This is a genomic window from Massilia sp. (assembly GCF_032106685.1).
GTDB lineage: Bacteria > Pseudomonadota > Gammaproteobacteria > Burkholderiales > Burkholderiaceae_D > Telluria.
The window spans coordinates 47967-73534 of record NZ_DAMCPG010000024.1; the positions used below are offsets into that span (position 1 = coordinate 47967).

Genomic DNA, 25568 nt, shown 5'->3' on the forward strand with positions numbered 1-25568 from the left:
CAAGACCCGGAGTGCGCGCCTGGCGCATGCGTGCCACGATACGCGTCAATCACCTGCAGGGAGCCGCCATGAAAACCGAGACCATCCTTCATGCTTACGCCAGCGACGAGGCACGCTGGGCCGCCGTGCAGGGGCGCGAGCGCGCCGCCGACGGCGTCTTCTATTATTCGGTGCGCACCACCGGCGTCTACTGCCGGCCGTCCTGCGCCGCCCGGCCGGCGCGGCGCGAGAACGTCGCCTTTCACGCCAGCCGCGAGGCGGCCGAAAGCGCCGGCTTCCGGCCCTGCCTGCGCTGCCGGCCGGACCTGCCGCCGCTGGCCGAGCGCCAGGCGCAGGCGGTGGCCGCGGCCTGCCGCCTGATCGCGACCAGCGCGGAGGAACCCGGGCTGGACGCACTGGCCGCCGCCGCCGGCATGAGCCGCTTCCACTTCCACCGCCTGTTCAGGCAGCATGCCGGCGTCACCCCGAAAGCCTACGCGGCGGCGCAGCGCGCGGCGCGCGTACGCGACGGGCTGGCGCAGGGCGCGCCGGTCACCGACGCGCTGTACGCCGCCGGTTTTAATTCGAGTTCGCGCTTCTATGCGGGTGCGGAGGCAATGCTGGGCATGGCGCCGGCGCGCTTCCGCAAAGGCGGAACGGGCGAGGAGATCCGCTTTGCGGTGGGGGCCTGCTCGCTGGGCGCGATCCTGGTCGCGGCAACCGGCCAGGGCATCTGCGCGATCCTGATGGGCGACGATCCCGAACGATTGGTGCGCGACCTGCAGGACCGCTTCCCGACGGCGCGGCTGCTTGGCGGCGACGCCGAGTTCGAGACGCTGGTGGCGCAGGTGGTCGGTTTCGTCGAGGCGCCGCGCATCGGCCCCGATTTGCCGCTCGACGTGCGCGGCACCGCCTTCCAACGGCGCGTGTGGGAAGCGCTGCGCGCCATTCCCGCCGGCGAGACGGTCAGCTACACCGAACTGGCGCGGCGCATCGGGGCGCCCGCCGCGGTGCGCGCGGTGGCCGGCGCCTGCGCCGCCAACCCGGTGGCGGTGGCGATTCCCTGCCACCGGGTGGTGCGCAACGACGGCGCCCTGTCGGGCTACCGCTGGGGCATCGAAAGAAAGGCGGCGCTGATCGCGCGCGAGAAGGACGGCCAGTAGGATGGGCGGCTGTACTGCTCGGCCGCTATGCACGCGCCGGATGCGCCGCCCACGCGTTCAACCGGCCCGCGACATGCCGCGACATATTTATTTGCGTTGAACGCGTGGGCGGCGCCATGGTCCCGGGGCATGCACACGCCAGGGTATAGCCGTCCACCCTACGCATCAGCGCTTGTTATTGCTGCGGCGAAATCATAACGAAAAAACAGGTGCTTGGGACCTCTGCCTGTGTCCAACGCGGGAGGACTTCGCTACACTCATGTTTTGCATTTATTTAATAAAACGGAGAGTCCATGTGCCCCACCCTCAAGCAGTGTTCGATGTTCGTCCTTGCCGCGCTCGCCGGGCTGTCGGCCGCGCAGGCCGACACGGTGATCGACAACGCCAACGGATACACGCTCGACAGCAAGGGTGAACTGGTGCAGTTCACGGCGCTCGCTTTCGACGACAAGGGCCGGATCATCGCCGTCGGCAGCGCCGCCGAGGTCAATGCCAAGGCGCCGGGCGCGCGCCGGATCGACCTGCAGGGCCGCACCGTGCTGCCGGGCCTGATCGATGCCCACGGCCACGTGTTCGGCCTGGGCCAGATGCTGACCCAGCTCGACCTGTCGCAGGCCACCTCGCTGGAAGGCGCCCTGAAGGCGATCGGCGACTATGCCCGCGCCAATCCGGGCCAGGGCTGGCTGCGCGGGCGCGGCTGGAACCAGGAGAACTGGAAGCTGGGCCGCTTCCCGACCGCGCTTGATGTCGATGCCGTGGTCAATGACCGCCCGGTCTGGTTCGAGCGCGTCGACGGCCATGCTGGCTGGGCCAACAGTCGCGCGCTGGCGGCGGCCGGCATCACCGACAAGACCCCGGACCCGGCCGGCGGCAAGATCATGCGCGACGCGAATGGTAAAGCCACCGGCGTGCTGGTCGACGCGGCGCAGGAGCTGGTGACGAAAGTGCTGCCGGCGCAGACCGAGGCGGAAGGCCGCGTGGCGCTCGACCGCGCCCTGGGCGCGATGGCGAAAGTCGGCATCACCAGCACCCACGACGCCGGTCTCGGCGTGGCCGAAGACCGCCTGTACCGTGCCTATGCGGATCAGGGAAAACTGACCGCCCGCATCTACGGCATGATCGGCGGCACCGAGAAGGATTTCGACGCGCTGTCGAAGAACGGCCCCCTGAAAACCTACGGCAACGACATGTATGCGCTGCGTGCGGTAAAGCTGTACTCGGACGGCGCCCTGGGCAGCCGCGGCGCCGCCCTGATCAAGCCCTACAGCGACGAGCCGCATTCGCACGGCCTGCTGTTCTACAAGCTCGACCAGATGGACGCCATGATGAAGAAGGCGATGACGCGCGGCTACCAGGTCAACGTCCACGCCATCGGCGACGCCGGCAACCACCAGATCCTCGACATCTACCAGAAGGAACTGGCAGCCACCAGGAGCGCGGCGCAGCGCCACCGCATCGAGCATGCCCAGGTGGTAACGCAGGCCGACATCGGCCGCTTCAAGACGCTGGGCATCATCCCGTCGATGCAGCCGACCCACGCCACCTCGGACAAGAACATGGCGGAAACGCGCGTCGGCCCGGAGCGCATCAAGGGCGCGTATGCATGGCGTACTTTCCTGCACCAGGGTTCGCGCATCGCCTGCGGTTCGGACTTCCCGGTCGAGTCGCCCAACCCCTTCTTCGGCATCCACGCCGCGGTGACGCGCATGGACCACGCCGGCCAGCCGGTGGCCGGCTGGCATCCGGAGCAGGCGATGTCGCTGAAGGAAGCCTTCCGCTGCTTCACGCTTGATGCAGCCTACGCCGGCCACGCCGAAAACAGCTTAGGCTCGCTGGAGCCGGGCAAGTGGGCCGACTTCATCGTCATCGACCAGGACCTGTTCAAGATGCCGACCTACGACATCTACAAGGTCGGCGTGCTGCAGACCTGGGTCGGCGGAAAGGCGGTGTACCAGAAGTAGGGTGGGCACGCCGTGCCCACGCGGTGATCGGTGACGCTCGTATCGTCGGTGCGGTAATGCGCACGGTGGCGATCACCGCGTGGGCGGGTACTCGCCCACCCTACAAAATGGATTGACTAGCTTGTATAGACAACTTAGACTCTGCGGATAACGGGGCGGCGCAGCCGTCCTGCATCCTCAACCCCAGGAGCTGCCATGACCCAAGAATCGCCCCGAGTTGATGTCGATCCGCGTTTCGATCCGACGCGCACCATCCGCGCCCCGCGCGGTACCGAACTGAATTGCAAGAGCTGGCTGACCGAAGCGGCTTACCGCATGCTGCAGAACAACCTCGACGCCGAGGTGGCCGAAAACCCGCAGGCGCTGGTGGTGTATGGCGGCATCGGCCGCGCCGCCCGCAACTGGGAATGCTACGACCAGATCCTTGCCTCGCTGCGCGAGTTGGAAGACGACCAGACCCTCCTGATTCAATCCGGCAAGCCGGTCGGCGTGTTCCAGACCCACGAGAACGCGCCGCGCGTCCTGCTGGCCAACTCGAACCTGGTGCCGAAATGGGCCGACTGGGAGCATTTCAACGAACTCGACCGCAAGGGCCTGTTCATGTACGGCCAGATGACGGCCGGCAGCTGGATCTACATCGGCACCCAGGGCATCGTGCAGGGCACCTACGAGACCTTCGCCGAAGCCGGCCGCCAGCACTTCGGCGGCGACATGGCGGGCCGCTGGATCCTCACCGCCGGCCTGGGCGGCATGGGCGGCGCCCAGCCGCTGGCCGCGACCTTCGCCGGCGCCGTGTCGCTGACGGTCGAGTGCCAGCAGAGCAGCATCGACTTCCGCCTGCGCACCCGCTACCTCGACAAGCAGGCGCAAGACATCGACGAGGCGCTGGCCCTGGTCAAGGAACACACCGAAAAACGCGAAGCGGTGTCGATCGGCCTGCTCGGCAATGCCGCCGAGGTGCTGCCGGAGCTGGTGCGCCGCGCCAAGCTAGGGGGCCTGGTGCCGGACCTGGTCACCGACCAGACCTCGGCCCACGACCTGATCAACGGCTACCTGCCGGTCGGCTGGAGCGTGGAGGAGTGGAAGGCCGCCCAGCGCGACCCGTCCCAGCACGCGCGCCTGAAGGCGGCCGCCGCCGCATCGTGCGCCAGGCACGTCCAGGCCATCCTCGACTTCAAGGCACTCGGCGCCTATGCCGTCGACTACGGCAACAACATCCGGCAGGTGGCCAAGGACGAGGGCGTGACGAATGCCTTCGACTTCCCGGGCTTCGTGCCGGCCTACATCCGCCCGCAGTTCTGCGAAGGGCGCGGCCCGTTCCGCTGGGTGGCGCTGTCCGGCGACCCCGAGGACATCTATAAAACCGACGCCAAGATCAAGGAGCTGTTCCCCCAGCATAAGCAGGTGCACCGCTGGCTCGACATGGCGCGCGAACGCATCGCCTTCCAGGGTCTGCCGGCGCGCATCTGCTGGCTGGGACTCGGAGAACGCCACCTGGCCGGGCTGGCCTTCAACGAGATGGTGCGCACCGGCGAACTGAAGGCCCCGGTCGTGATCGGCCGCGACCACCTCGACACCGGCTCGGTGGCGAGCCCGAACCGCGAGACCGAAGCGATGCGCGACGGCACCGACGCGGTGTCGGACTGGCCGCTCCTGAACGCGATGCTCAACACCGCCGGCGGCGCGACCTGGGTCTCGCTGCACCACGGCGGCGGCGTCGGCATGGGCTATTCGCAGCACTCGGGCGTCGTCATCGTTGCCGACGGCACCGAGGCCGCCGCCAAGCGCCTGGCGCGCGTGCTGGTGAACGACAGCGGCTCGGGCGTGATGCGCCACGCCGACGCCGGCTACGAAAGCGCGATCGCCACGGCCAAGCGCAATGGCCTGAACCTCCCGATGATCAAGTAAGGTTTTAAACGCACATGAAACACGAATCGCAACATGGCTGGACCCTGCAACCCGGCGCCCTGACCCTGGCGGACCTGCGCGCCGCCTGGAGCGCGCACCGCCCGATCGCCCTGTCGCCGGATGCCGCCGCGCCGATCGCCGCCTCGAGCGCGCTGGTCGACACCATCGTCGCCAAGGGCGACCCGGCCTACGGCATCAACACCGGCTTCGGCATCCTGGCCAAGGCCCACATCCCGAACGACCAGCTGGCGCAACTGCAGCGCAACCTGATCCTGTCGCACGCGGTCGGCACCGGCGAGCTGCTGTCGGACGCCGTCGTGCGCCTGGTCCTGTTGACCAAGATCGGCAGCCTGGCGCGCGGCTACTCGGGCGTGCGCCCCTTGATCATCGACACCCTGATCGCGCTCTACAACGCGGGCATCATGCCGGCCATTCCCTCGCAGGGCTCGGTCGGCGCCTCGGGCGACCTGGCGCCGCTGGCGCACATGACGCTGGCCATCCTCGGCGTCGGCCAGGTGCGTGTCGACGGCCGCCTGGTCGAGGCGAGCGCCGCCCTGGAGGAAGCCGGCATCGCGCCGGTGACCCTGGCCGCGAAAGAGGGCCTGGCCCTGATCAACGGCACGCAGGTGTCGACCGCGCTGGCCCTGCACGGCCTGTTCATGGCCGAGCGCCTGGTGGAAGCGGCGATGGTCACCGGCGCGCTGTCGGTCGACGCCGCACGCGGCAGCGACGCGCCGTTCGATCCGCGCATCCACGCGGTGCGCGGCCAGCCGGGCCAGATCGCCGCCGCCGCCATCTACCGCGAGCTGGTGGCGGGCAGCGCGATCCGCGCCTCGCACCTGGTCGGCGACGAGCGCGTCCAGGACCCCTACAGCCTGCGCTGCCAGCCGCAGGTGATGGGCGCCGTCATGGACCTGGTGGCGAATGCCGGCCGCACCCTGCTGATCGAGGCGAACGCGGTCACCGACAATCCGCTGCTGTTCCCCGACGATGGCGCGATCGTTTCGGGCGGTAACTTCCACGCCGAGCCGGTCGCCTTTGCCGCCGACACCCTGGCCCTTGCCATCGCCGAGATCGGCGCGCTGGCCGAGCGCCGCATCGCGCTGCTGATCGACGCCAACCTGTCCGGCCTGCCGGCCTTCCTGGTGCGCGAGCCGGGCCTGAACTCGGGCTTCATGATCGCCCACGTGACGGCCGCCGCCCTGGCTTCGGAAAACAAGTCGCTGGCCCACCCGGCCAGCGTCGACAGCCTGCCGACCTCGGCCAACCAGGAAGACCACGTCAGCATGGCGACCTTCGCTGCGCGCCGTCTCGACCAGATGGCGCACAATACGGCTGTGATCATCGGGATCGAGCTGCTGGCCGCGGGGCAGGGCATCGAGTTCCATCGCCCGCTGGCCAGCTCGGGCTACCTGGAACATGTGCACGCCCAGCTGCGCCGGCAGGTGCCGTCCTACGACGAGGACCGCTTCTTCGCGCCCGACATCGAGGCCGCGCGGCGCATGGTGGTCGAAGGCGCGCTGTCGGCCTCGTGCAAGGAGCTCTTTGCTGTACTCCATCCGTAATTCAACCCCTACAGGAGAGGTAATGGATTTCCGGTTCAAGGCAGGCGATGCGCCGATGCTGCTGTCGATGCCCCACGTGGGCACCGATATTCCCGACGAAGTCGCGGCCACGATGGCGCCCTGCGCCCTCGCGAAAGCGGACACCGACTGGCACCTGGCCGAGCTGTACGAGGCCGCCGGCCGCCTTGGCGTCTCGACCCTGGCGGCGCGCTGGTCGCGCTACGTCATCGACCTGAACCGGCCGCCGGAAAACACCAACCTGTATCCGGGGATGGACACGACCGGCCTGTGCCCGATCGACACCTTCGGCCGCGAAAGCCTGTACCAGGAAGGCCGCGTGCCGGACGAAGCCGAGGTGCAGCGCCGCCTGGCGCGCTACTGGCAGCCCTACCACGCCCAGCTGCGCGCGGAACTGGGGCGCCTGCTGGCGCTGCACGGCCGCGTGGTGCTGTGGGACGCGCACTCGATCGCCTCGCGCGTGCCGCGCTTCTTCGAGGGCCGCCTGCCCGACCTGAACTTCGGCACCGCCGAGGGCAAATCCTGCGCTCCCGGGCTGGAGAACGCGGTGGTGGACGTGGCGCGCGCCCAGGACCGCTTCAGCATCGCCGTCAACGGCCGCTTCAAGGGCGGCCACATCACCCGCTTCTACGGCCAGCCGAAAGAAGGCGTGCACGCGATCCAGCTCGAGATGTGCCAGTGCCTGTACATGAACGAGGCGCCGCCTTTCGAATACCGTCCGGAGGTGGCGGCCGAGGTGCAGCCGCTGCTGGGCGACATGATGCGGGCCGCGCTCGACTGGGTGCGCGCAGGGGAGCGCTCGTGAACGCCCTGTTCGCCCGCCACGCGCTGCTGCCCGACGGCTGGCAGGGCGACGTGCTCGTCGAGTGGGACGCGCGCGGCGCGCTGACCCGGGTCCAGCCCCACGCCAAGGCGCCGATCGGCGTGCCGCGCGCCGACTACGTGGTGCCGGGCATGGTCAACCTGCATTCGCACGCCTTCCAGCGCGCGCTCGGCGGCCTGACCGAGAAGGCCGGCGACGGCCCCGACAGTTTCTGGACCTGGCGCGAGCTGATGTATCGCTTCGCGGCCAGCATCACGCCCGAGCAGGTCGAAGCCATCGCGGCCCAGCTGTTTTCGGAATGCCTGCGCCACGGCTATACTTCGCTGTGCGAGTTCCACTACATCCAGCGCGACCCGCAGGGTGCGCCGTACGTGCGGCCGGCCGAGATGGCCGAGCGCATCGCGGCGGCCGGGCAGGGCACGGGCATCGGCCTGACCCTGCTGCCGGTGCTGTACAGCTACAGCGGCTTCGGCGAGCAGGCCTTGAAACCGGAGCAGGCGCGTTTCCGCACCGACGCCGAGACCGTGCTACGCATCGTCGAGGCGCTCGCGCCGCTGCGCTCGGGCCAGCTCGAGGTGGGCGCCGCGCCGCATTCGCTGCGCGCGGCCGGCATCGGGCAAGTGCGCGAGCTGGCGGCGGCCCTGCCCGCCGGCCGCCCGCTGCACATCCACATCGCCGAGCAGCAGGGCGAAGTGCGGCAAAGCCTGGAGTTCAGCGGCCGGCGCCCGGTCGAATACCTGCTGGAGAACGTCGGCGTCGACGCGCGCTGGTGCCTGGTGCACGCGACCCATCTGAACGACGACGAGGTACGGGGCTTGGCCGCCTCGGGCGCGGTGGCCGGCCTGTGCCCGACCACCGAGGCCAACCTGGGCGACGGCGTGTTCCCGCTCGGGGATTATTTGGCGGCGGGTGGGCGCTGGGGCATCGGCAGCGACAGCCACGTTTCCCAGAGCCCGGTCGAGGAATTGCGCTGGCTCGAGTACGGCCAGCGCCTGGTGCACCAGCGCCGCAACGTCGCGGCCACGCCTGCGCGGCGCGACGTCGCGCTCAACTTGTGGCAGGATGCGCTGGCCGGCGGCGCCCAGGCGGCCGGGCGGCCGGTCGGGCTGCTGGCAGCCGGGCGGCGCGCCGACCTGCTGGTGCTCGACAGCGCGCACCCGAACCTGGAAGGCGCGCTTGAATCCGACGTGATGGGCCGCCTGGTGTTCTGCGGCAACGACAACCTGGTGCGCGACGTGCTGGCTGGCGGACGCTGGGTCGTGCAGGGCGGGCGCCACATGGCCCAGGACACCATCGCGCGCCGCTATCGGCAGGCGATCAACCAGTTGCGCGAGGTACGAGCATGAACATCCTGATTCCGTTTGCGGGGCTGTCGGCAGTGCCGTGGAAGAATGGCGGCGGCAGCACCACCACCATCGCGGTCGGCCCGCCCGAGGCGACCTTCGACAATTTCGACTGGCGCGTGAGCCTGGCGACCATCGCCGAGGACGGCCCGTTCTCGAGCTTCCCGGGCGTGGACCGCACGCTGGCGCTGGTCGACGGCCACGGCATGACGCTCGACATCGACGACGCCGAGCGCGTGATCCTGTGCGAGTCGGGGCCGGTGCTGGCCTTCGACGGCGAATCGGCGGTGGTCGCCAAGCTCAACCGCGGGCCGACGACCGACTTCAACGTCATGACGCGCAGCGAACGCTGCTACCACCAGTTCGGCCGGCGCCGCCTGTCGGGCAAGTCCACGTTCGTGGCGCGCGCCGACCTGACGATCCTGTTCCTGGCCGAGGGCGAGAGTCTCGAGATCGCCAGCGACGCCGAACGCATCGGGCTGGTACGCTATGACGCGGTGATGTTCGATCCGGGTACGGTGTGGTCGCTCGAGACCACCCAGGCGACGATCTTCATCGTCGATATTTTCTACTACAGCGAGGACGAAGATGAGTGAGCGCAGCGGGCCGCGCTATGACGCGGTGTTTGCGAACGTGAACCTGGCCACCATGGTCGGCGGCTACGGCGAGGTGATCGATGGCGCGATCGCCGTGCACCACGGCCGCATCGCCTGGGTCGGCGCGCGCCGCGACGCGCCGCGCGCGGCCGTCATCCACGATTGCGACGGCGCCTGGCTCACGCCCGGCCTGATCGACTGCCACACCCACATCGTCCATGCCGGCAACCGCAGCGAGGAATGGGAGGCGCGCCTGGAAGGGGCGAGCTACGAAGACATCGCGCGGAGCGGCGGCGGCATCATGTCGACCGTGCGCGCCACCCGCGCCGCATCGGTGGAAGACCTGATGCGCGCCAGCGCGCCGCGCGTCTCGCAACTGCTGGCCGAGGGCGTGACCACGCTCGAGATCAAGTCCGGCTACGGCCTGAACCTGCAGGGCGAAGCCAACATGCTGCGCGCCGCGCGCCGCCTGGGCGAACTGCTGCCGGTATGCGTGAAGACTACCTTCCTCGGCGCGCACGCGCTGCCGCCCGAGTTCGCCGGCCGCGCCGACGACTACGTTGCCGAAGTAACCGAACGCATGCTGCCGCTGCTGGCCAAGGAAGGGCTGGTCGACGCCGTCGACGCCTTCTGCGAGCACATCGGCTTCACCTACGACCAGACCGAGCGCGTGTTCGCGGCCGCGAAGCGCCTGGGCCTGCCGGTGAAACTGCATGCCGAACAGTTGTCGGAGCAGCGCGGCGCCGAGTTGGTGGCGCGCTACCGCGGCCTGTCGGCCGACCACCTGGAACACCTGACCCCGGCCGGGATTGCCGCCATGGCCGCCGCCGGCACCGTGGCCGTGCTGCTGCCGGGCGCCTGGTACTTCCTGCGCGAGACGCGGATGCCGCCGATTGCCGAGCTGCGCGCGGCCGGCGTGCCGATGGCGGTGGCGACCGACTGCAACCCCGGCACCTCGCCCTTGAGCTCGATCCTGCTGGCGATGAACATGGCCTGCACGCTGTGGCGCCTCAGTCCCCGCGAAGCGCTGCAGGGCGCTACCGTGCACGCGGCGCGCGCGCTCGGCATCCAGGACCGCGCCGGCACGCTGGAAGTCGGCAAGCGCGCCGATTTCGCCCTGTGGGACATTGCCCGCCCGGGAGAGCTGGCCTATGCGATCTGCTTCAACCCCTGCCAGGCCGTGGTCAACGGCGGCGTGATGCGCGAGCGCGACGCCGGGCTGCCTGCCAGTTTTTGATCGGCTTGGAAAACGCCGGGTAATCGCAGCGTGCGGTGCTGGACGCCGCGCACCAGCCGTGACATCGCGCACCGCGTGGACACAGGTGTCCACCCTACGTCAGGCCGCACTTGTAGGGTGGACACCTGTGTCCACGCGGTCGCGCGTCAGAACAATGAGAGCTCGAACCTTGGCCCAGGACGCCTGGATCGTCCGTAGGGTGGGTTCTCGAACCCACGCGGTGAAACGCGTGACCATCCGTGCGGCAAAGTGTTCATCCAGTCGCAACGTGTCTACAGCGACTGCAACTTCGCCTTGGTCGTCGACACCGCCCGGTGCAGCATGCGCTCGGCGTGGAAGTCGTTTTCGCGCTGCGCCGCAATGGCGTGCAGGCTGCGCGTGTAGTTATCGAGACGGGAACGCAGCCAGGCCTTGTACAGCCGCGTCCTGATCGGTTTGAGGCTCAATGTCATGGGTTTGCCCTTTGTGCGGAGAGCACATTGTCGACGCCACCCACCCATTGCTTTTGTGATAACTCAATCGTGCCACACCCCGGCACAAGGCTTGAGGCTCCTCAAGTCCCTAGATTCCAGCTGGGTAATTATTAGCTTCAGTGGAATCCGTAAGAGAGGTAAGCAATTGTAAGAACCACCACAGTGAACGACGCTGCCCGGCTATATTGAAGTCGTTGATATCCACTCTCCCCTCCCCATCCTAAAAAATGGGTTCGCCCACGGCACCGAACGGTCCCGTGGGTTTTTCTTTGCCGTTTACAAAGCGCGGCGGGCCAGGTGGTCGAGCGATTCCCCGGTCACGCGGCAGATGCGCCAGTCCGGCAGGATCTGGGCGCCCATCGCCTGGTAAAAATGGATGGCCGGCTCGTTCCAGTCGAGGACCGACCATTCGAAGCGGCCGCAGTTGCGCTCCACGGCCAGCTGGGCCAGGCGCGCCAGCAGCTGGGTGCCGTAGCCCTTGCCGCGGTGCGACTGGCGCACGTACAGGTCTTCCAGGTACAGGCCCTTCTTGGTCAGGAAGGTCGAGAAGTTATGGAAGAACAGGGCAAAGGCGACCACTTCGCCGTTCTCCTCGCCGACGATGGCTTCGCACGAGGGTTTCGTGCCGAACAGGCCTTCGTGCAGCAGCTCCTCGGTGGCCACCACCATGTGCTCGAGTTTCTCGAACACGGCCAGCTCGACGATCATCGAGTGGATGTGGGTGATGTCGGCCGGCTCGGCGGGGCGAATGGAAAAATGTGTGGCAGAGGTCATGGGGTTTCGATGGCGTTGTTCAAAAGGTCGTTTTGCACCGGTTTGGCTGCGGGTGCGCGCAGGGCCCAGGCCACGCTGGCCAGGCACAGCACCATGCCCAGGAACTCGACGGGACCCGGGCGGTAGTGTTCGAGCTTGATCGACAGCAGCACCGACAGCACCGGCGTGATGACGCCGATGTAGACCGCTTTCTGCGGCCCGATGCGGGCGATCAGCGTGAAATAGGCAAGGAAGGCGATCACCGAGCCGAAGAAGGCGAGATACAGCAGTCCCAGCGTATACGACAGGGTCGGCGGCGCAACGAAGCGCTGGCCGGTGGCGAGCACGTAGAGCACCACCAGCAGGGTGCCCCAGAGCATCGACCAGGCGGTGGTGAGCATGACGTTGGTGGAGTGCTCGCGCACCTTGCCGACCACGATGCTGCCGGCCGAGCTGGCGATCGTCGCCGCCAGCGCCAGGATCACGCCCAGCAGGAAGTGGCCGCTGCCGCCCGTTTGCAGGTCGCGCCAGGCCTGGGCGATCGAATGGTAGAACAGCAGGGCCACGCCGGCGGTGGCGGCCGCGCCTGCGCCCCAGGTGCGCGCGGCGATCGGCGTGCCGTGGAAAATGCGCCCCAACAGCGGGGTCCAGAACACCATCAGCGCGAACAGCACGGCGACCAGGCCCGAGACCACGACTTCCTCGGCCTGGTAGGTGCAGATATACGACAGGCCGAAAGTCGCCGCGCCCTGCAGCATCATCCATTTCTGGGTGCGCCAGGGCAGCTGCAGCTTGTGGCCGCGGATGGTGCAGATGAAGAACAGCGTGGCCGACGCCAGTGCGAAACGGTAGACCACGGATACCGCCGGGGGCACTTCGCCCAGCTGCAAGGTAATGGCCCAGAAAGTCGAACCCCAGATCAGGGATGCGATGACGAAGAGAGCGGAAGAAGGCATCGCGAAAGTATACGTGCTTTCGCTATTGCCTGTCGTCTATAGATTGGAAATATGCGCCGCAAACCGCACAGTTTTTGGCCCAATCCTCAATGCGTCACCCGCGTCTGGTACCCGTCGCTCAGCAGCCGCACCCGCTCGCCCGGCCGGAACATCTCGTCCGCCGCCTGCGTGATGGCGCGCAATTCTCCGCTGTCGAGCCGGACCGTGATCTCGAAGCCCGGCCGCTGGTTGGCATTGGCCTCGACCCGGTTGCCGAGCAGGCCGCCGGCGATGGCGCCGGCGACGCTGGCTGCGGCCGAGCCGCTGCCGTGGCCGATCTGGGAACCGGCGATGCCGCCGAGGGCCGCGCCGCCCATGGTGCCCACGCCCGATTCCGGGTTGACGATGGTGACGTTGCGGACCGACTCGACCGTGCCCATGCGTACGACCTGTTCGTTCTGGGTCTGGCCGTAACGGTAGACGCTGCCGGAGGGCGGCGGCGTGGCGCAGCCGGCCAGCAGACCGGCAGCGAGAAGGGCGGCGAGAGGAAACGTGGTGTTCATGGCAGGCTCCGACAGGTGATCTTATGCTCCAAGCCTACTCCTTGCCGGCATTGAGCGGCGCATGGCCGCTCCTTGTCAGTACGTCGGCTCAATAGGCCAGGTTCAGGCGGCGGTACAGGAAACCGAGCACGAACAGCGGCCCGATCAGGAGGAAACGCAGGTCGTCGAAGAAGGACGGCTTCTTGCCCTCGATCTTGTGGCCGATGAACTGGCCGATCCACGCGACCACGAACACCGCGATCGACAGCGGCAGTACCGTCATTGGCGGCATTGCGGCCAGGATCGCCAGCATCGCGGCCGACATCGCCAGCATGCCCCAGGCGAAAGGGCGCGACAGTTGAAAGTAATACCACATGGCCGCAAGGACGGCGGCGAGCGCCAGCACCGGGTGGGCTGCCCACAGGATGCCCAGCAGGGAAAACACGATCACCGGCACGCACACGAAATGGATCAGCTCATTGGTCGGGTTGCGGTGGCTTTCGCTGTAGATCGCGAGCAGGGTGTGGATGTTGCGAGGCTGCGCGGCGCTGGTCATGCGGGTCTCCCTTGTGATGGTTTTATGGGCAGATTCTACACCCGGCCAGCCCTGGATTTTCACGCCGCCTGCGCTTCCTGCGCGAATGCCGGACGCGCTCCCAGGCGCATCTGCGGGTGGTTCGCGAGCAGCTCGGACACCCACTCGACGAAGGCCCTCACCTTGGCCGACAGGTGGCGGTTCTGCGGATACACCACGTGGATCGGCAGCGGGTCGCTGGACCAGTCTGGCAGCAACTGCACCATGCGGCCTTCCTGCATGTGGCGCAGCAGCAGGTAGTCGGTCATCTGGATGACGCCCAGCCCGGCCAGCCCCGCCTGCACGTAGGCGTTCGAGTCGTTCAGCGCGATCACGCCCGGCAGCGGCACCTCGATGCGCTCGCTGCCGCGGTTGAAGTCCCAGTCGTAGACCTTGCCGTTCTTGGCCGAGAAGTAGTTCACGCAGCGGTGCTGCAGCAAGTCGTTCGGATGCTGCGGGACGCCGAAGCGGGCCAGGTAGTCGGGCGAGGCGGCGGTGACAAAATTGATCACGCCGACCCGGCGCGCGATCAGGCTGGTGTCGAACAAGGGCCCGCCGCGCACCGCGCAGTCGACGCCTTCCTCGATCAGGTCGACCGGACGGTCGGTGCTGCCCAGCTCCAGCCTGATGTCGGGGTAGCGCTCGAAGAAGGCGGGCAGGGCCGGCACCAGGATTTCGCTCGAAAAGCCGGTCGGGGTGTCGACGCGCAGGCGTCCGCTCGGGTTCAGGCGGGTGCGCGAGAGCGATTCCTCGGCGTCGCGCACGTCGGACAGGATGCGGATGCAGCGCTCGTAATAGGCGGCGCCGTCGGAGGTGACGGTGACGAGCCGCGTGGTGCGGTGCAGCAGCTTGGCCGCCAGCGCCGTTTCCAGCGCCTGCACCATGGTCGAGACGCTGGCCTTGGGCATGTTCAGCATCTCGGCCGCGCGCGTAAAACTGCCCGTATCGACCACCTGCACGAAGACTTCCATGGCCTGCAGCTTATTCATCTTTTCCTCCTGCGATCAGGAATCGTCCTAGTTTCATGCGTATTGTTCGTTAAATCCGAACAATCAATTCGATATTGCGATCTTTATCAGATTGTAGTTGATGTCTATAGTGTGCGTACTGGGAGCTGAAGTAATCATCAATGGAGCGGAACATGAGACATCGGGACGGAATCGTGGCGACGATCGCGCTGGCGGTCAGCACGCTGGCCATGGCGGCCGCGGTCGGCAGCGGCGCCTACGGCCAGGCCGCCGGCGCCGAGGCGCACGGCATCCATGCGCTCTCGAATACGGTGGCGTGTGCCGTCTGCCCCGAGAATGCTGCGAACGCACAACTGCTCGCCGTCGCACCCGGGGTGAAGCCATGAACGCGCCGTTCGACCTGAACGCCGCCGCCCATCCCGCCGATACGGTTCGCGTGCGCGAACTCGAAGTCGCCGGCGAACAGGGCCCGCTGAAGGCGCGCCTGTACGCGGCCGGTCCGGCATCGAAGCGCGACACCCTGATCGTGTTCTTCCACGGCGGCGGTTTCGTGTCCGGCGACCTGGACGACACCGACGGCTTCGTGCGCCACCTGGCCGGCGCCAGCCATGCCCAGGTCGTCCTGGCCTCGAGCTACACGCTGGCAACCGTGCGGCCTTTCCCGGCGGCGGTCGAGGACGCCCATGCCGTGCTGCTGTGGGCCAAGAAGAACAAGACCAAGCTCGGCTGGAACGGCAAGCGCATGCTGGTGGCCGGCATCGAGGCCGGCGCCAACCTGGCCGCGGTGTGCGCGCTGATGTCGCGCGACCGCGGCGCGCCCAAGCTGGCCGGCCAGATCCTCCTGATGCCGATGCTCGACCCCGGCCTGTCGACCTGCTCGATGCGCGAGATGCCGAATTGCCCCGACCGGGAGCAATTGGCCGACACCTGCGCGGCCGGCTACCGCGGCTACCTGCCGCACGCGGCCGACCGCACCCATCCCTACGCCTCGCCCCTGCAATCGAGCCGGCTGCGCAACCTGCCGCCGGCCCTGATCCTGTCCGCCGAGGACGACCCCTTGCGCGACGAAGCCGAGGCCTACGGGGCCAAACTGAGCACTTTCGGCGTGCGGGCCACGGTCCGCCGCCTGCTGCCGGCGCCGCTCACCGAACCGGGCGGACGCAACGACTGCGCCTGCAAGGCGCATGCCCTCACCGAAATCGCCGGCTTCATCGCCGCGCTGGAAGGAGAGGCGCCGCCCGGATGATCTCTTCCTCCTGATTTTTTCCATAACTAGCTGAACTGGCCAACGCACCCCAACGGGTGCGGCGGGACCCGCTTTCCTTCGCGCTTTTCACGATGCGTCGCCGGGAGGGACGGGTGTCGCCTGATTAATTACATTTTCTCAACAATAAGGGGCAATAAACATGAGAACCGTTCATCACTTGACCGCCGCAGTGCGGTCGACCTTACGGGCGCAGCTTCGTCCGGCCGTGCTGGCGCTGGCCGGCGCCGGCCTGGCCGCGGCGATGCTGTCCGGCTGTGGCGACGCTACTGGAAAAGCCGCCGACACCGGCGCGCCCGCCGCGCCGCCGGTGTCGGCAGCGCTGGTGCTGGAACGGCAAGTCGCCGAAACCCAGGAATTCTCGGGCCGCCTGGAAGCGATCGAGCGCGTCGAGATCCGCTCGCGCGTCAGCGGCTTCATCACGGCGGTGAACTTCAAGCCGGGCAGCGAAGTCAGGAAGGGCGAGGTCCTGTTCGTGATCGATCCGCGCCCCTACCAGGCGGAAGCCGCCCGCGCCGAAGCGAATGCCGCATCGACCCGCGCCAAGCTGGAGCTGGCCCGCCGCGAGCTGGCCCGCGCCGAAAGCCTGCTGGCCGACAAGGCCATCGCGAAGCGCGAATACGACGAGGCGGCCGCCGCGCAGAAGGAACTGGAAGCGAACGCCGCCGCCGCCCAGGCCCAGCTCGAGGCCGCGCGCCTGAACTTGGCCTATACCCGCGTCACCTCGCCGATCGACGGGCGCGTCTCGAAGGCCGAGATCACCCTCGGCAACCTGGTCGACGCCTCGGCCGTGCTCACTTCCGTGGTGTCGCTCGACCGCATCTACGCCAGCTTCGACGGCGACGAACAAACCTACCTGCGCGTCGGCGCCCGGGCCCAGCAGGGTACGCCGGTCGCGGTGCGCGTCGGCCTGGCCAACGAAGCGGGCTTCCCGCACGAGGGCAAGCTCGAATTCGTCGACAACCAGCTCGATCCCCGCACCGGCAGCGTGCGCATGCGCGCCGCTTTCGACAATGCCGACCGCACGCTGGCGCCAGGCCTGTTCGCACGGGTCCAGCTGGGCGCGGCCGACAGCAGCAAGGCGATCCTGATTCAGGACCGCGCCGTCGCCACCGACCAGAGCCGCAAGTACGTGTTCGTGGTCGGCGCCGACAACAAGGCCGAATACCGCCCGGTGACGCTGGGCCCGGCGGTCGACGGCCTGCGCGTGGTGCGCGCCGGCTTGAAGGGCGGCGAGAAGATCGTCGTCAACGGCCTGCAGCGCGTGCGCCCGGGCGCGCCGATCGCGGCGCGGATGGTGGCGATGGACGCCGCCGACAAGCCGGTGGCGCTGGCGGCGAACGCGGTCGCCGCGGCCAAGGAGTAAGCCATGAACTTCTCCCGCTTCTTTGTCGACAAGCCGATCTTCGCGGCCGTGCTGTCGGTGCTGGTTTTCGTGGGCGGCCTGATCGCGATCTTCCAGCTGCCGGTGTCCGAGTACCCGGACGTGGTGCCGCCCTCGGTGGTGGTGCGCGCCCAGTACCCGGGCGCGAATCCCCAGGTGATCGCCGAGACCGTGGCCGCGCCGCTGGAAGAGCAGATCAACGGCGTCGAGAACATGCTCTACATGTCCTCGCAAAACACGTCGGACGGCGCGCTGATGCTGACGATTACCTTCGCCATCGGCACCGACGTCGAGCAGGCCGAAACGCAGGTCCAGAACCGCGTCCAGCGCGCGCTCCCGCGCCTGCCCGAGGAGGTGCGCCAGATCGGCGTCACCACCGTGAAAAGCTCGCCGAATCTGACCATGGTGGTGCACCTGAAGTCGCCGAGCGGCCGCTACGACGACCTCTACCTGCGCAACTACGCGACCCTGAACATCAAGGACCGCCTGGCGCGCATCCACGGCATGGGCGAGGTGCAGCTGTTCGGTTCGGGCGACTACGCGATGCGGGTCTGGCTCGATCCGCAGAAGGTGGCCGCGCGCAATCTCACCGCCGGCGACGTCGTCGACGCCATCCGCGAGCAGAACGTGCAGGTCGCGGCCGGCGTCATCGGCCAGGGCCCGGCCAGGGACGCCGAGTTCCAGCTGACCGTTAACACGCAGGGCCGCCTGTCGACCGTCGAGCAGTTCGGCGACATCGTCGTCAAGACGAATGCCGACGGCGCGACAACCTTGTTGAAAGACGTGGCGCGCCTGGAGATGGGCTCGAACTCGTATGCCCTGCGCGCGCTGCTGGACAACAAGTCGGCGGTGGCGATCCCGATTTTCGAGGCGCCGAACGCCAATGCGCTGCAGCTGTCTACGGATGTGCGTGCGGCCATGGAGGCGTTGTCGAAAGATTTCCCGGAAGGCGTCGAATACAGCATTGTGTACGACCCGACCCAATTCGTGCGCGAGTCGATCGACTCCGTCATCCACACCCTGCTGGAAGCGGTGGTGCTGGTCGCGATCGTCGTCATCGTGTTCCTGCAAAGCTGGCGCGCCTCGATCATTCCACTGCTGGCGGTGCCGGTGTCGGTGGTCGGCACCTTCGCCGTGATGCTGATGTTCGGCTTCTCGATCAACACCTTGTCCCTGTTCGGGCTGGTGCTGGCGATCGGCATCGTGGTCGACGACGCCATCGTGGTCGTCGAGAACGTCGAGCGCAACATCACGAACGGCCTGTCGCCGCACGACGCGACGATCCAGGCGATGAAGGAAGTCAGCGGTCCGATCGTCGCGATCGCCCTGGTGCTGTGCGCGGTGTTCGTGCCGATCGCTTTTGTCTCGGGCCTGACCGGCCAGTTCTACCGCCAGTTCGCGCTCACCATCGCCATCTCGACCGTGATCTCGGCCTTCGCTTCGCTCACGCTCGCCCCGGCCCTGTCGGCGTCGCTCCTGAAGGCGCACGACGCGCCGAAGGACCGCCTGACCCGCATCATGGACAAGCTGCTCGGCCGCTTCTTCGCCGCCTTCAACCGCTTTTTCGGCCGCGCTTCGCACCGCTACGAGGGCGGCGTGCAGGGCGTCCTGCGCCGCAAGACCATGGCGCTGGGCGTGTATGCCGTGCTCGGCATCGCCGCCGCCTTCATGTTCAAGATGGTGCCGCCGGGCTTCGTGCCGCAGCAGGACAAGGCGTATTTGATCGGCTTCGCCCAGCTGCCGGACGCCGCCTCGCTCGACCGCACCGACGCCGTGATCCGCAGGATGTCGGCGATCGCCGGCGAGATCCCGGGCGTGGAATCTTCGGTCGCCTTCCCTGGCCTGTCGATCAACGGTTTCACCAATGCGCCGAACGCGGGCATCGTGTTCACGACCCTGAAACCGTTCAACGAACGCAAGGGCAGGGAACAGTCGGCCGAGGCCATCGCTCTTGAAATCAACAAGCGCATGGGCGCAGTGGAGGACGCCTTCGTCATGGTGCTGCCGCCGCCCCCGGTGAACGGCCTGGGCACCACCGGCGGCTTCAAGATGATGCTGGAAGACCGCGGCAACCTGGGCTACGACGCGCTGTACAAGGCGACCCAGGCGATGCAGGCGAAAGCCTGGGCCGACCCGCGTTTGCAGGGCGTGTTCTCGAGCTACCAGATCAACGTGCCGCAGCTGTTCGCCGACATCGACCGGGTAAAGGCCAAGCAGCTCGGCGTGCCGCTGCAGACCATCTACCAGACCCTGCAGGTGAACCTGGGTTCGCTCTACGTGAACGACTTCAACCAGTTCGGCAGGACCTACCAGGTACGCGTGCAGGCCGATGCCCAGTTCCGCTCGCAGCCCGAGCAGATCGCCCAACTGAAGGTGAGGAGCAGCAGCGGCGAGATGATCCCGCTGTCGTCGCTGATGCAGGTGAAGGACAGCTATGGCCCGGACCGCGTGCAGCGCTATAACGCCTACGTCTCGGCCGACATGAACGGCGGCCCGGCGCCGGGCGTCTCCTCGGGCCAGGCGCAGGCCATCTTCGAGCAGATCGCAAAAGAGACGCTGCCGAAGGGGATCGCCTACGAATGGACCGACCTGACTTACCAGGACATCCTGTCAGGGAACACCATGATCTACGTCTTCCCGCTGTGCGTGCTGCTGGTGTTCCTGGTGCTGGCCGCCCAGTACGAAAGCTGGACCCTGCCGCTGGCGGTGATCCTGATCGTGCCGATGTCGATCCTGTGTGCGCTGCTGGGCGTGAAGTTCAGCGGCGGCGACAACAACATCTTCACCCAGATCGCCTTGTTCGTGCTGGTCGGACTGGCGTCGAAGAACGCGATCCTGATCGTGGAGTTCGCGCGCGAACTGGAGCATCACGGCCGCAGCGTGGTCGAGGCGGCATTGGAAGCCAGCCGCCTGCGCCTGCGCCCGATCCTGATGACCTCGATCGCCTTCATCATGGGTGTGCTGCCCCTGGTGTTCTCCAGCGGCGCCGGCGCCGAGATGCGCCACGCGATGGGTGTCGCCGTGTTCGCCGGCATGCTGGGCGTGACCTTCTTCGGCCTGTTCCTCACGCCGCTGTTCTACGTCCTGCTGCGCACGCTGGCCAAACGTTTCGAAAAGCCTGCCGCGGCGCTGTCTCCGGCCGTGCAGGCGGAAGGAGTCGCACAATGAAAACGATGATTGCAAGGGGCGTGGCCCCGCTGCTGGCGGCCCTGTTGCTGAGCGCCTGCGCGGCGCCGGATTTCAAGCAACCCGCAGTGAATGTACCGACCGCCTTCAAGGAGGCGAACGTCGTACGAACCGCGCCAGACGGCAGCCGCTGGCAGCCGGCCCGTCCGGCCGAGCAGCAGCCGCGCGGCGAATGGTGGCTGGTGTTCCAGGACCCGCGCTTGACCGAATTGATGGACGAAGCGGCGCGCAACAGCCCCAGCCTGACGGTGGCCATGGCGCGCGTCAAACAGGCGCGCGCGATCGCCGGCATCGCCGAGGCCGACCGTATCCCGCAGGTGAACGTGGGTGTCGGCGCCCAGCGCGGCCGTCCCTCGCCGCTGGAAGCGTACCTGCCGCAGGGCAGCCCGGTCGCGCCGCGCAGCACCTACACGGCCAGCGTGTCGGCCAGCTACGAGGTCGATTTGTTCGGCCGCGTGGCCGCCAACGTCGAGGCGGCGCGCCAGGATGCCGCCTCGGTGGAAGCGAGCTACCGCTCGGTGCTGCTGTCGCTGCAGGCCGACGTCGCGCAGGGTTACTTCCGGCTGCGCGCCCTGGACGCCGAACTGGAAACCGTCGAGCGCGCCGTGCGCCTGCGCGAGGAAAGCGTGGCGGTGAACCAGCGCCGCTTCGACCTCGGCGACATCGGCGAATTCGACCTGACGCGCGCGAAAACCGAACTGTCGGCCACGCGCGCCGAGGCCATCGGCCTGCAGCGCCAGCGAACCAACGCCGAACACGCGCTGGCTGTGCTGCTGGGCCGCCCGCCGGCCGACTTCGCGGCGGGCGCCAGCCCGCTGCCCGAATCGAGCGCGATGCCGCTGATCCCGGCCGGGTTGCCGTCGACCCTGCTCGAACGCCGGCCCGACGTCGCCGCCGCCCAGCGCACGATGGAGGCGCAGAACGCGCGCATCGGCGTCGCCCGTTCGGCCATGTTCCCGGCCGTGCGCATCGATGCCGCGGGCGGCGGCGTCGGCGGCACCATGGCCGAGGCCTTCAAATGGAGCAGCCGCTCCTGGGTGCTGGGCGCGCTGCTCGCGTTGCCGGTGATCGACGGCGGCCGCAACCGGGCCGAGGTCACGCGCAGCGAAGCCGCGCTGCAAGAGGCGGTCGGCGCCTACCGCGAGCGCGTACTGGCCGCCTTTGCCGAGGTCGAGGACAACCTGGCCGGCCTGCGCATCCTCGACGCGCAGGGCGCGCAGGTACAGGACGCGGTGGTCTCGGCGCGCCGCTCGGTCGACCTGGCGCGCAAGCTCTACGACGCCGGTCGATCGAGCTACCTCGAACTGCTCGACGCCCAGCGCAACCTGGCCTCCGTTGAGCGCAATGCGGCCCAGCTGCGCGGCGACCGCGCCCTGACCACCGTCGCCCTGATCCGCGCCCTCGGCGGCGGCTGGGATGCGCCGGCGGCGCAGCAGACGCAGGACGGGCTGGCGCAGCGTTGACGGATTCCTGATCTCCTCCGGAATGCCCTTTGCGGCGGCCCGCTCACGCGGCCCGCCGCTTTTTTTTCGTACGCGTACATGGCCGGGCAGGGCGCTACAATCGGGCCATGCCGAACACCGTTTCCAAAGACAGCCCGCTGCTCACCGGCCTCGCGCCCGTGATCGCACCCGACACCCGCATCCTGGTGCTGGGCAGCTTCCCCGGCGCCGCCTCGCTCGCCGCCCAGCAGTACTACGCCCACCCGCGCAACCAGTTCTGGAAGCTGGTCGGCGCCCTGGTCGGCGAAGACCTGTATGGGCTGCCCTACGACGAACGCCTGCCGCGCCTGCTGGCGCACCGCTTCGGTTTGTGGGACGTGCTGGCCGCCTGCGAGCGCGAAGGCAGTCTGGATTCCGCCATTCGCAAGCCGGCAGCCAACGACTTCGAGCGCCTGCGACATCTGTGTCCGCAACTGGAAACGGTCGGCTTCAACGGCCAGGCATCCGGCAAATTCGCGCCGCAGTTCGCCGAGGCCGGCTACCGCACCGTGGTGCTGCCTTCGAGCTCGCCGGCGCACATGGCGATGAGTTTTGAACAAAAGCTGGAGCGCTGGTACTCCCTGGTAGGTTTCGGTGAAAATGATTGTAAAAACTCGCTGGGGAATATACCGATTTAGTTGAGCCATAGGAAAACACGATTCAGCTCATCGATCAAGTTGAATTCCCATTCGCCTTCCGCGTCCTCAAGCGGTTTCCTATTGTGCCTTGATGCCGGCGGCAGCAAGTTTATATGTGAAACTCGGCTCGACCTGGTTCTTTTGGGATTCTCTTAGGTCGCGATGAGCATGGTCTGATCCATGGGCTAGTGTGCTAGTACGCTCATTGTCATTGAAAGCTAGTTGAGAAGTGTAATGTAACTCCTCACTTCCACTTCTTGCTGCTCATATAACTACATACCTGCTATCAGACCTGACATCCAATAGTGGTTGCGGTAGACATCTGATTGGTTTTGCTTTCACAGAATATACGGCGGCCATTCGCCGGCAGCCATACGCATTGCTCAATTGCCGTGTTGTTGATTTACTCCCTTTCCACACCATGCAGTCTGGCTGCATCGCGCGTGTCCCTATATGTATCAGTATCGGTCTTGCCTAAATAGGCCTTACCCTTCCTTTTCGGGCGCATCTAAATTGTTCCAGTGTTATCAATAACGCTACTATAAATTGCAATGCGTCGCATATACGCAACTTGATAAAATTTCATAAGTCATTGATTTTATTGTTTTTATTATTTATGGTCGCTTTATAACCATAGTAACTAGACAATTTCATTGCCCTGGTGCATGCTTGAGGTGGCTCGTTAACAAAGAACCCAAATATGACGATAACGTTTGGACCTAAAACTACGGACGCTACCTGGGGATGCACGTTCCAAGAGGTGAGTTACTCTCTGCTTGGTGCTGCAAACGTGAAAATTGGATTTATCGAAGTCACAAATCTCCAGAGTTTTGCTACGCAAATTACTCGTGAAATTATTAGCAGATCATGGATGAGTAAGCTGAGTCCTATTGCCACTATTGCTTACGACGCTACTGTAACGAAAACAGCTTCTAAGCTTTCAAGTATCTCTTCGGCCACGAGCGCCTCCGGCACGCTAGGCGCGGCATTTGGTGAATTAATGGTATCAATGGGTTCAGCTTATGCTCTTGAGAAGATTTTCACTCACTCAAGGATTCCTCTTGCTGAACTTTGGAAGCCAAAGCTAAGCCAAAATGAAGGATTTGATTTTCACACCGTGTGTCAAGCCAACTTAGTCAACTTTGGTGAGGCCAAATATTCTGGGGTTATCAGTTCATATAAAAATGCCTTAGTACAAGCTGAGCGGTTCGTCGATGACCAAAAGCATAATATGGATGCTGTGCACCTTATGCATTTAGTTGATCCTGTATGTATGAATAACTTAGTAGCAAAGCAATTTGGTGTGGTGGCTGCCTTTTCTATAAAAGGAAAAAGGCCTAATCTGGTATTTACTAACGCGGTCCAACGCGCTATCGCGTTAGCTGGTAAAGGCAAGGCCGCGAACGTATACCTAATTGGGGTGAAAAAATAATGGATGAGAAAATCCTTGGAATCAAAAGGTCGAAAACCCCACTAAGGGAAATATCGCGATTGATCCAAAAATTGCATGCCGAAGGTCCGGTTAGCTCAGACTTATTGGAGGAGATTTCCCTATATAAAGAATTCCATCCTTACGAATTTGCGGAAGCTGAAGAAGCTGTAATTTCTGCTATGGGATTATTCTATAAAATTAAAGCGCCAGAAAATGTATATTCTTTGATTATGGCGACTGTTGGTCATTACCACGAGGAATTGTTTGGTGCTGCTTTAACTCCTGTGCAAGCAAATGTACGAAACGCACTCGATAACAATCAATATATTTCTATATCTGCCCCTACTAGCGCTGGAAAGTCGTATTCAATCCGGGATTTTATCGCTAAGCAGTCAGGGGATGCAGTCGTTGTAGTCCCTTCGAGGGCATTAATTGCAGAATATATAGCTTCATTACGTCGTGAATTCAATGGGGTAAAAGAGGTAATGGTATCCCCTTTTGTTGATGATATCTACAAAAAAAGAAGACTTAGGCATATCTTTGTCTTGACTCCAGAGCGGGCAAGGGAGCTGTTTTCGTCTGAACGTGACATGAAAATATCGGTATTTTTCTTTGATGAGGCGCAGATGTCGGAAGAGAAAGGGAGGGGAGTAATTTTTGATGTTCTAGTCCGCCGCATTAAGAGGCGTTTTCCTGAAGCAAAAATTATATTTGCCCATCCTTTCGTAGATAACCCTGACGCACAGTTTAAGAAACACGATATTGATGAGAAGAAGGGCTTTTCACGATCTTATACTCACGGGGCAGTAGGGAAAATCTCAATTTATAGGCACGACAACGAGAAAGATTATTATTTTTCACCGCATGTCGAAAAAGGGTATCACATAAAGAAATGTTTGGAGTTTGATGGCGGCTTCAAAAGATTTGCCTTTAATGGAAATCACTCAATCCTTATATTCGTATCTAAGGCTTCCATTTACAATGGAAAATTCATCGAGCCTTTTCAGGAGTATATTGATAATTTTGTCGAGATTATTGATCCGCTTGCAGTCGAAATAATTGCTGCGGTAGAAAAGGCATTGGGTGCTGACCAAACTGAGCATCGTTCTAGGCTTGTCAGTCTACTGAGAAAAGGTGTTGTTATTCACCACGGTTCTGTTCCGTTGGAAGTTCGATTTTTGGTGGAAGACTTCATTCGTCAAAAATTCGCCCGAGTCTGCTTTGCTACGAATACGTTAGCGCAAGGCGTAAACATGCCCTTCGATATTGTCTGGTTACATAGTATGAAGGTAATGGGTGAAGATGATATGGACAAATCCTTGGCCTTCAAAAATTTAACTGGTCG

At 65.1% G+C, this 25568-nt stretch carries 22 protein-coding genes; 16 read left to right on the forward strand and 6 right to left on the reverse strand.

All coding sequences use genetic code 11. The features are described 5' to 3' along the window. Positions 1-68 precede the first annotated feature (68 nt). From ada to hutI, 8 genes are all read left to right on the forward strand, one after another. Complete coding sequence (gene ada, locus RT688_RS14340) at positions 69-1142, forward strand: bifunctional DNA-binding transcriptional regulator/O6-methylguanine-DNA methyltransferase Ada (protein ID WP_313705529.1); 1074 nt, start codon at positions 69-71, stop codon at positions 1140-1142. A 293-nt stretch (positions 1143-1435) separates the two neighbouring features. Continuing rightward, positions 1436-3103 (forward strand): amidohydrolase, encoded by a 1668-nt coding sequence (locus RT688_RS14345; protein ID WP_313705530.1) that lies wholly within the window; start codon positions 1436-1438, stop codon positions 3101-3103. Between the two features lie 195 nt (positions 3104-3298). After that, positions 3299-5011, forward strand: a complete 1713-nt coding sequence (gene hutU / locus RT688_RS14350) for a urocanate hydratase (RefSeq protein ID WP_313705531.1) — start codon at positions 3299-3301, stop codon at positions 5009-5011. A gap of 14 nt (positions 5012-5025) precedes the next feature. Continuing rightward, a complete protein-coding gene (gene hutH / locus RT688_RS14355) occupies positions 5026-6576 on the forward strand; it encodes a histidine ammonia-lyase (protein ID WP_313705532.1) in 1551 nt (516 codons plus the stop codon). A 22-nt stretch (positions 6577-6598) separates the two neighbouring features. Continuing rightward, positions 6599-7399, forward strand: coding sequence for an N-formylglutamate deformylase (hutG, locus tag RT688_RS14360; protein WP_313705533.1), 801 nt, complete (start codon positions 6599-6601; stop codon positions 7397-7399). Next, positions 7396-8763, forward strand: coding sequence for a formimidoylglutamate deiminase (locus tag RT688_RS14365; protein ID WP_313705534.1), 1368 nt, complete (start codon positions 7396-7398; stop codon positions 8761-8763). The genes hutG and RT688_RS14365 overlap by 4 nt, the downstream gene beginning before the upstream one ends. Further along, on the forward strand, positions 8760-9356 hold the full coding sequence (locus RT688_RS14370) for a HutD family protein (protein WP_313705535.1): 597 nt from the start codon (positions 8760-8762) through the stop codon (positions 9354-9356). The genes RT688_RS14365 and RT688_RS14370 overlap by 4 nt, the downstream gene beginning before the upstream one ends. Continuing rightward, complete coding sequence (hutI, locus tag RT688_RS14375) at positions 9349-10593, forward strand: imidazolonepropionase (protein WP_313705536.1); 1245 nt, start codon at positions 9349-9351, stop codon at positions 10591-10593. The genes RT688_RS14370 and hutI overlap by 8 nt, the downstream gene beginning before the upstream one ends. A gap of 272 nt (positions 10594-10865) precedes the next feature. Here the strand turns inward: hutI and RT688_RS14380 are convergent, their stop codons facing one another. From RT688_RS14380 to RT688_RS14405, 6 genes are all read right to left on the reverse strand, one after another. Further along, positions 10866-11045 carry a hypothetical protein gene (locus tag RT688_RS14380; protein ID WP_313705537.1) on the reverse strand — a complete coding sequence of 60 codons (180 nt, stop codon included), beginning with the start codon at positions 11043-11045 and terminating at the stop codon, positions 10866-10868. Positions 11046-11342: 297 nt separating this feature from the next. Continuing rightward, positions 11343-11840 (reverse strand): GNAT family N-acetyltransferase, encoded by a 498-nt coding sequence (locus RT688_RS14385; RefSeq protein WP_313705538.1) that lies wholly within the window; start codon positions 11838-11840, stop codon positions 11343-11345. Then, positions 11837-12775, reverse strand: coding sequence for an EamA family transporter (locus RT688_RS14390; RefSeq protein ID WP_313705539.1), 939 nt, complete (start codon positions 12773-12775; stop codon positions 11837-11839). Before RT688_RS14390 ends, RT688_RS14385 begins: the two co-directional genes overlap by 4 nt. Positions 12776-12861: 86 nt before the next feature. After that, positions 12862-13317 (reverse strand): glycine zipper 2TM domain-containing protein, encoded by a 456-nt coding sequence (locus RT688_RS14395; RefSeq protein WP_313705540.1) that lies wholly within the window; start codon positions 13315-13317, stop codon positions 12862-12864. Positions 13318-13405: 88 nt separating this feature from the next. Continuing rightward, positions 13406-13852, reverse strand: a complete 447-nt coding sequence (locus RT688_RS14400) for an Mpo1-like protein (protein WP_313705541.1) — start codon at positions 13850-13852, stop codon at positions 13406-13408. Between the two features lie 59 nt (positions 13853-13911). Further along, entirely contained in the window at positions 13912-14859 is a 948-nt protein-coding gene (locus RT688_RS14405) for a LysR family transcriptional regulator (protein WP_313705542.1), read from the reverse strand. Between the two features lie 152 nt (positions 14860-15011). On the opposite strand from RT688_RS14405, the gene RT688_RS14410 reads away from it, so the two are divergent. The 8 genes from RT688_RS14410 to RT688_RS14445 form a co-directional block, all read left to right on the forward strand. Next, complete coding sequence (locus RT688_RS14410) at positions 15012-15224, forward strand: hypothetical protein (protein WP_313705543.1); 213 nt, start codon at positions 15012-15014, stop codon at positions 15222-15224. Then, positions 15221-16084, forward strand: a complete 864-nt coding sequence (locus RT688_RS14415) for an alpha/beta hydrolase (protein WP_313705544.1) — start codon at positions 15221-15223, stop codon at positions 16082-16084. The genes RT688_RS14410 and RT688_RS14415 overlap by 4 nt, the downstream gene beginning before the upstream one ends. 160 nt (positions 16085-16244) lie before the next feature. Beyond that, positions 16245-17468 carry an efflux RND transporter periplasmic adaptor subunit gene (locus tag RT688_RS14420; protein WP_409521919.1) on the forward strand — a complete coding sequence of 408 codons (1224 nt, stop codon included), beginning with the start codon at positions 16245-16247 and terminating at the stop codon, positions 17466-17468. Between the two features lie 3 nt (positions 17469-17471). After that, a complete protein-coding gene (locus RT688_RS14425) occupies positions 17472-20654 on the forward strand; it encodes an efflux RND transporter permease subunit (protein ID WP_313705545.1) in 3183 nt (1060 codons plus the stop codon). Further along, positions 20651-22135: an efflux transporter outer membrane subunit gene (locus tag RT688_RS14430; protein WP_313705546.1), complete on the forward strand. Its 1485-nt coding sequence runs from the start codon at positions 20651-20653 to the stop codon at positions 22133-22135. Before RT688_RS14425 ends, RT688_RS14430 begins: the two co-directional genes overlap by 4 nt. 107 nt (positions 22136-22242) lie before the next feature. Next, positions 22243-22791, forward strand: coding sequence for a DNA-deoxyinosine glycosylase (locus RT688_RS14435; protein WP_313705547.1), 549 nt, complete (start codon positions 22243-22245; stop codon positions 22789-22791). Between the two features lie 871 nt (positions 22792-23662). Then, entirely contained in the window at positions 23663-24223 is a 561-nt protein-coding gene (locus RT688_RS14440; RefSeq protein ID WP_313705548.1) for a hypothetical protein, read from the forward strand. Continuing rightward, positions 24223-25568: DEAD/DEAH box helicase (locus tag RT688_RS14445; protein WP_313705549.1), on the forward strand; the 1346-nt coding region annotated here is incomplete at its 3' end. The genes RT688_RS14440 and RT688_RS14445, both read left to right, overlap by 1 nt.

Bases quoted from the DNA above. Each gene is read 5' to 3' on its own strand.
- RT688_RS14415 (WP_313705544.1), top strand. From the start codon at position 15,221: ATGAACGCGCCGTTCGACCTGAACGCCGCCGCCCATCCCGCCGATACG.
- RT688_RS14425 (WP_313705545.1), top strand. From the start codon at position 17,472: ATGAACTTCTCCCGCTTCTTTGTCGACAAGCCGATCTTCGCGGCCGTG.
- RT688_RS14390 (WP_313705539.1), bottom strand. From the start codon at position 12,775: ATGCCTTCTTCCGCTCTCTTCGTCATCGCATCCCTGATCTGGGGTTCG.
- hutI (WP_313705536.1), top strand. From the start codon at position 9,349: ATGAGTGAGCGCAGCGGGCCGCGCTATGACGCGGTGTTTGCGAACGTG.
- RT688_RS14420 (WP_409521919.1), top strand. From the start codon at position 16,245: ATGAGAACCGTTCATCACTTGACCGCCGCAGTGCGGTCGACCTTACGG.
- RT688_RS14405 (WP_313705542.1), bottom strand. From the start codon at position 14,859: ATGAATAAGCTGCAGGCCATGGAAGTCTTCGTGCAGGTGGTCGATACG.
- RT688_RS14430 (WP_313705546.1), top strand. From the start codon at position 20,651: ATGAAAACGATGATTGCAAGGGGCGTGGCCCCGCTGCTGGCGGCCCTG.
- RT688_RS14395 (WP_313705540.1), bottom strand. From the start codon at position 13,317: ATGAACACCACGTTTCCTCTCGCCGCCCTTCTCGCTGCCGGTCTGCTG.
- RT688_RS14370 (WP_313705535.1), top strand. From the start codon at position 8,760: ATGAACATCCTGATTCCGTTTGCGGGGCTGTCGGCAGTGCCGTGGAAG.
- hutU (WP_313705531.1), top strand. From the start codon at position 3,299: ATGACCCAAGAATCGCCCCGAGTTGATGTCGATCCGCGTTTCGATCCG.
- RT688_RS14410 (WP_313705543.1), top strand. From the start codon at position 15,012: ATGAGACATCGGGACGGAATCGTGGCGACGATCGCGCTGGCGGTCAGC.
- ada (WP_313705529.1), top strand. From the start codon at position 69: ATGAAAACCGAGACCATCCTTCATGCTTACGCCAGCGACGAGGCACGC.
- RT688_RS14435 (WP_313705547.1), top strand. From the start codon at position 22,243: ATGCCGAACACCGTTTCCAAAGACAGCCCGCTGCTCACCGGCCTCGCG.
- RT688_RS14380 (WP_313705537.1), bottom strand. From the start codon at position 11,045: ATGACATTGAGCCTCAAACCGATCAGGACGCGGCTGTACAAGGCCTGG.
- RT688_RS14440 (WP_313705548.1), top strand. From the start codon at position 23,663: ATGAGTAAGCTGAGTCCTATTGCCACTATTGCTTACGACGCTACTGTA.
- RT688_RS14400 (WP_313705541.1), bottom strand. From the start codon at position 13,852: ATGACCAGCGCCGCGCAGCCTCGCAACATCCACACCCTGCTCGCGATC.
- hutH (WP_313705532.1), top strand. From the start codon at position 5,026: ATGAAACACGAATCGCAACATGGCTGGACCCTGCAACCCGGCGCCCTG.
- hutG (WP_313705533.1), top strand. From the start codon at position 6,599: ATGGATTTCCGGTTCAAGGCAGGCGATGCGCCGATGCTGCTGTCGATG.
- RT688_RS14385 (WP_313705538.1), bottom strand. From the start codon at position 11,840: ATGACCTCTGCCACACATTTTTCCATTCGCCCCGCCGAGCCGGCCGAC.
- RT688_RS14345 (WP_313705530.1), top strand. From the start codon at position 1,436: ATGTGCCCCACCCTCAAGCAGTGTTCGATGTTCGTCCTTGCCGCGCTC.